Raw genomic sequence first — 419 nt, forward strand, 5'->3', positions numbered from 1 at the left:
GCAACACCTGTGTCGCTTGGTGGTGGCAAAGCGCCTGCTAGTCCGTTATCTCCTCAAGACGACGCCAATAAAGATGACAACACGTCAGCGGGTGAGCAAGACGAAACAAAACAAGAGAACTCAGACCAAGTAAAAGCCACCACTGCGATGGAAATGAAAGTCATCAATGATGCTGCGGCTTACATTGTCAGTTTGGCTAAGCTACACAATCGCAATGAAGAATGGGCAGAAAAAGCGGTAAGAGAAGCGGCGAGTTTAGACTCAGAGAACGCACTCACACTTAACGTGATTGATTTTATTGCTAGCGACCTTCAGCAATTGGTTGAACTGAGTAACGGGCGCACCGTCACCATCAACGGTGTCAGTCAGGAAGTTCAGCTCAATGAGGTGGTTTTTATCGAGCGGGAACAAGACTGGCG

General features: G+C 48.4%; 1 pseudogene. It reads left to right on the top strand.

From position 1 onward, the window contains the following. Positions 1-419, top strand: a pseudogene (locus tag AB4512_RS24735) (nodulation protein NfeD); the annotation flags it as partial.

The organism is Vibrio sp. 10N.222.52.B7 (assembly GCF_041474275.1).
GTDB classification, from domain to species: domain Bacteria; phylum Pseudomonadota; class Gammaproteobacteria; order Enterobacterales; family Vibrionaceae; genus Vibrio; species Vibrio crassostreae_C.